This window comes from Paraburkholderia lacunae (assembly GCF_003353175.1).
Lineage (GTDB): Bacteria > Pseudomonadota > Gammaproteobacteria > Burkholderiales > Burkholderiaceae > Paraburkholderia > Paraburkholderia lacunae.
On the sequence record NZ_QHKS01000082.1, the window covers coordinates 1 to 2,217 of the forward strand.

Annotated in this window: 2 protein-coding genes; both read left to right on the plus strand. The window is 58.3% G+C overall.

What is annotated here, in order from left to right; genetic code table 11:
* The first annotated feature begins 282 nt into the window (after positions 1–282).
* The gene (locus tag DLM46_RS38800; RefSeq protein WP_115110375.1) at positions 283–1,521 is read left to right on the plus strand and encodes a site-specific integrase; all 1,239 of its coding nucleotides are present in this window, start codon (positions 283–285) and stop codon (positions 1,519–1,521) included.
* Positions 1,518–2,217, plus strand: a 700-nt coding sequence (locus DLM46_RS38805) for a tyrosine-type recombinase/integrase (protein ID WP_115110378.1), incomplete at its 3' end; no start/stop codon positions are given. The genes DLM46_RS38800 and DLM46_RS38805, both read left to right, overlap by 4 nt.

Below are 2,217 nucleotides of genomic sequence, written 5' to 3' on the forward strand. Positions count from 1 at the left end.
ATACCGGGACGGCATGGTCGATGTCTTGGACCAGCCAAAGAATGTCCGTAGCTTCTGGAGGGCTTCATCCATCGCATCGCCGTGCTCCAGCAACTGATGGAGCCGGACTACGGCACACGTGTGGCGCCTATGTCTTCAGAGAGATAGGCGTCACTATGTTCCGTTCCTGACTATGTCTTCCAACCGAGAGTTGTTCCCTATTTTGCAGCATTCGCGCGAAGCGAAGTAGAGATAGTCTTGATTCCTTCCACAGCCCCCGGCGTCCGGGAAGGAGTNTCCATCATGAGATACGTCGTTTGCGACCGGGTCGGTCTTTCGCGCCCTCCAGAAGGTCCGCTTGCATCCTACATTACTTCATTCGCGAACTCGATGGAGTCCAAAGGATACGGCCTGCAGTCACTTCGGTATCAGGTGCGTATTGTTGCCGGCTTTAGCCAGTGGCTCGCACGATCAGGAGTGGAATTGCATCACGTATGCTCCGAACACGCGTCGCAGTATTTGCGATATCGAGCTCGACGTGTGCGGGCTGGCCGGGGGGACAGCGCTGCACTTCGACATCTTCTCGAGTTTCTGCACCACAGTGGCGTCGTTCGTGCTCAACGCACAGCCACGCGCCGCAGGACGGCGGCTGAACTCTATGCTCAGGCGTACGGACAGTACTTACGCGAGGTGCGTGGTCTGGCCGAAACAACGATTGCGTATTACTCGACGTTCGCCACAGATTTCCTGCAAGACCGCTTCGGCGACGGGCGAGTCAGTCTGTCACGTCTGCGTGCGAGCGATGTCATTGAATTTGTACAGCGTAAGGCCCAACGGCTGCATTTGAAGCGTGCGAAGCTCATGACCACCGCTTTGCGATCCTTTCTACGCTACGCACGCTATCGTGGCGACATGGTGCCGGATCTTGCCGATTTCGTTCCGGTCGTTGCCAACTGGTCGATGCCGTCAATCCCTCGGGCGATTGCTCCAGATCAGATTCGGCAACTGCTGTCCAGTATCGATCGCCGATCCGGAATGGGCCTTCGCGACTACGCGATCCTGCTGCTGCTCGCACGGTTGGGGCTACGCTCTGGGGAAATAGTGTCGCTTGAACTTACGGATATCGACTGGACCGCGGCACGTTTGACTGTGCGAGGTAAATGCGGCCAGCGCAACGAGTTACCTTTGCACGCGGACGTCGGCAAGGCGATCGCTGCATATTTACGGCACGGCCGACCGCATAGTTCCTGCCGCCGGGTATTCTTGCGCACGAAGGCTCCTATCACAGGCTTTCGCGGAGCATGCGGCGTCGGTTCCATTGTTCGGCACGCGCTCCAGCGCGCTGGCATCGACGCCCCAACTACGGGAGCACATCAGTTTCGCCACGGACTGGCTGCCGACATGCTACGCCATGGCGCATCGCTGAGCGAGATTGGGGAGATCTTGGGACATCGTGATCCACAGACGACTATGATCTATACCAAGATTGACATCAAGGCACTGCGGACGCTGGCTGTACCGTGGCCGGGAGGTGCGCTATGAACACCCTTCGACAGGCCGTCCACGACTATTTGAACCTCAGGCGCAGCCTGGGATTCAAGTTGAAGGAACCGGGCCGCGCATTGCTGGACTTCGCCGCCTTCATGGAGCGGCACAATGCTCCCTACATTACTCAGGCGTTGGCTCTTGCCTGGGCTCGACAATCAGCCGATGTCCAACCTGCGACCTGGGCACGACGACTCGGTGTCGTGCGGGACTTTGCGCGATATCGTAGCGCGATTGACCGGCGCACGCAGATTCCGGCCCCAGGCTTGCTGCCGTTTCAGCCGAAGCGGGCCCACCCATATCTTTACTCTGACGATGAGGTTCGCCGGTTATTGCATGCCGCCCTCGAGATGCAATACCACTACGAACGAGGTGCATTGCGCCCGAGGGCCTTTTATTGCCTGTTCGGTTTGCTGAGCGTGTCGGGCATGCGTCTTTCGGAGGCGCTCAATCTCGAGCTTCGGGATGTGGATCTGGCAGAAGGCGTATTGACGATCCGCGGTGCCAAGTTTGGCAAAGACAGACTCTTGCCGTTGCACGCTTCGACCTGCAAGGTGCTCGCTGATTATATTGTGCGACGCGATCTCCACTGGGCTGGTCGGGATGTCTCGCCTTACCTGTTCGTTTCCAGCACCGGGAGAAGACTGGACCAGGCAGACGTCCGTCGAACGTTCTATGCCTTGTCACGGGAGG

Bases quoted from the DNA above. Each gene is read 5' to 3' on its own strand.
- DLM46_RS38800 (WP_115110375.1), top strand. From the start codon at position 283: ATGAGATACGTCGTTTGCGACCGGGTCGGTCTTTCGCGCCCTCCAGAA.